General features: G+C 64.9%; 4 protein-coding genes. All 4 read left to right on the top strand.

The window, feature by feature from the left end; all coding sequences use genetic code 11:
• Nucleotides 1–710: HNH endonuclease family protein (locus tag DBR22_RS22660; RefSeq protein ID WP_258229413.1), on the top strand; the 710-nt coding region annotated here is incomplete at its 5' end.
• A 563-nt stretch (nucleotides 711–1,273) separates the two neighbouring features.
• Nucleotides 1,274–1,399 (top strand): hypothetical protein, encoded by a 126-nt coding sequence (locus DBR22_RS25080; RefSeq protein ID WP_258229412.1) that lies wholly within the window; start codon nucleotides 1,274–1,276, stop codon nucleotides 1,397–1,399.
• A 178-nt stretch (nucleotides 1,400–1,577) separates the two neighbouring features.
• Complete coding sequence (locus DBR22_RS24055) at nucleotides 1,578–1,775, top strand: hypothetical protein (protein WP_108600827.1); 198 nt, start codon at nucleotides 1,578–1,580, stop codon at nucleotides 1,773–1,775.
• Nucleotides 1,776–1,960: 185 nt separating this feature from the next.
• The coding region (locus tag DBR22_RS22650) for an NYN domain-containing protein (RefSeq protein ID WP_146187632.1) at nucleotides 1,961–2,598 on the top strand (638 nt) is incomplete at its 3' end.

Genomic DNA, 2,598 nt, shown 5'->3' with positions numbered 1-2,598 from the left:
GCGCTCATAGCGGCCTAAGACCCCGAGTCAACAAAAGCCGGGGCAGTCCCCAGGGTGCCAAAGACGTCCAGGGCCAGGCAGCGGAGGTCCTAGAAGGTGTCTCACCAAGTCCTAGGACTCCTGAGACGGTCCAGACTGCCCCGGCGCCGGCCTCCGGAGCCTCAGCTGCACAGGCTGAACTGGCCACGATCGCGGTCAAAGGCCGCGCCCCGAAGACCGGGTACAGCCGTGAACAGTTCGGCCAGGCATGGGCTGACGTGGACCGCAACGGCTGCGATACCCGCAACGACATTCTCAAGCGGGACCTGACGGCCATCACCTACACCAACAGCACCGCGTGCAAGGTGCAGACCGGTACGCTCAACGACCTGTATACCGGAAAGACCATCAACTTCGTCCGCGGTGACAAGACCAGCTCGGCCGTCCAGATCGACCATCTCGTTCCCCTGAGCGAGGCATGGCAGAAGGGTGCCCAGCAGTGGGATGAAAAGACCCGCACCGCGTTCTCGAATGATCCGCGGAACCTCCGGGCCGTCGATGGCCCGAGTAACAGCTCCAAGGGAGATTCTGACCTCGCATCGTGGCTACCGAAAAATCGCGGCCACTGGTGCACGTACGTCAGCGAGATCGTCCACGTGAAAGCAACCTACGGTGTCTGGATGACCGAAGCCGAGCACGCCCGGGCCAGGGAGATCCTCGCAGGCTGCTAGCCGCCAAGCTACCCGTCGTACTGCGCTCGGGATCCCGTAACTGAACTGAGGCGTATCCGCCGAAGCTGGAGAAAGTGCATTCCAGCGTGCCGATACGCTCCACCCATGGCCAAAAATGGCCCCCGCAGGTCATCGACGGCGGCCATGACTGTCCGCCCGGTAACACCTCCTCATGCTACAGACCCGCAAGAAGCGCATCTGGAGGTCCGTTGCCAAGGCCCATGAGAAGGCTTCGGAGCTCGGCCCGCTCAGCCCTGTAGAGCCCGCAGCCCGTCACCCTGATGGATCCCCGGAAGCCGACCCGGGCCAGGTCTACGCCACCCGGACAGGAGCGGTATTCCACCCGGCCTGGTGCATCGCTGTCGGAACGGTGTCGGACGACAACCGGACGGTCTGCTCGCGATCGAGGAGAGCGCCGGCGGCGGCCGCCCGGAGTGCAAGTCCTGCGAAGAGCCGACGCAGGCATAGGCCGACTTGCCGGCGTCACGCTAAGACCCACTGAAGGCTGTCCAAAGGGTCTCTTGGTGCAGGCTTCGGGTCGGTTCTGTGGCGAGAGGCCGGGCGTGCTTGCAGAACGGATTCCCGACGAGCTTCCCAAGGTCCGGCAGTCGCTCACGGCATTCCCTGCAGTGGTCCATGTCGTTGCCTCGCAGGTGGTTGCGGCGGTACTGACCGTGGTCGCCGACTGACGCCTTACGAAGACTTCCGCGGCAGCGATTATAGTTGTGCCAGAAAACTTGACCGACACAAGGGGACACCCATGGCAAACGACTGGACCAGACTGCTTCAGAGACCAGCAGGCGCGGCGGACCGGACGGGCTGAAGGACTTTTACGAAAACCGCGGAAAGCTGGAAGGCGCCGGAGCAATGTTGCTGCTGGCCGCCGGCGTAGGCCTTCTGGTGAAGGCGGTCCGGAGTTTCGCCCAGGCGAGAGCGGTCGATGTGCCCGGGCCTGCACGCAGCGGGACATCCGGATCTGACGACGGCACCTCTGCCAGGGAGGCTGCCCGGGAAGATGATGAGCCGGCTGAGGGTACCCCCGCAGGGGATGACCGGCCGGAGTAGCCACACCGGTGCGGTGCCCCCTGCGTTCCTGGAAGCCCCCTCACGCCACGCGGCCCGTGAATTGCCTTGAGCAGGAGGAGCAGCTGGGGATTGAACTGGAGGCCTTCGCGGACCGCTACCGTCCCGCGCCGGCGGCTCGCTGTCCCGGTCCCGGGACGGTCAGTACTGGCCGGTAGGGTTGAACCATGGTGACCCAGAGCGCGATCTTCGTTGATGCCGGATTCCTTCTCGCGGTGGGTGGCACCCAGGTCGCCGGCACCTCTCTCCGGTCAGCGTTCTCCGTCAACTACAAGCAGCTCATCGAGGGCATCCTGAAGCGAACGGCAGAGCATTCGGGCCTCGATGTGCTGCGGGTCTACTGGTACGACGCCTCCAAGGATGCTTTGTTCACGGACGAGCACAAGTCGATCGGCCTGCTGCCGGACGTGAAGGTGCGCCTGGGCCGGATCTCCTTCAACGGGGAACAGAAAGGCGTTGACCTCAAGCTCGGACTGGACCTGGTCGGCGTCGCCCGGAACCGGGCAGCATCTGTGGCGTTTCTGGTCTCCGGTGACGATGACCTCGCCGAGGCCGTCGAGGAAGCCCAGGACCTGGGAATGAAGGTCGTCCTGGTCGGCGTCGACAACCCTAACCACCGGCTCGGCGTGACCTCTGTGGCCGAGCACCTGGCGCTGCGGGTCGACAGCATCATCGCCCTGCCCCAGGAACTCATCGAAGCCTGCTTCACCAAGAACGTCGCCGACACACCGCGGCCAACGCCGGTGCTGACGGTTCAGCCTGCCCCGCTCCCCCAGCCGTCGGCGCCAGGACCCAGGCCCTCCAA

Origin of the sequence: Arthrobacter sp. HMWF013 (genome assembly GCF_003061105.1) — a bacterium.
Classification (GTDB): Bacteria; Actinomycetota; Actinomycetes; order Actinomycetales; family Micrococcaceae; genus Arthrobacter.
Note: the sequence above shows the minus strand (reverse complement) of the source record. Positions and strands in the feature narration are given on the sequence as shown.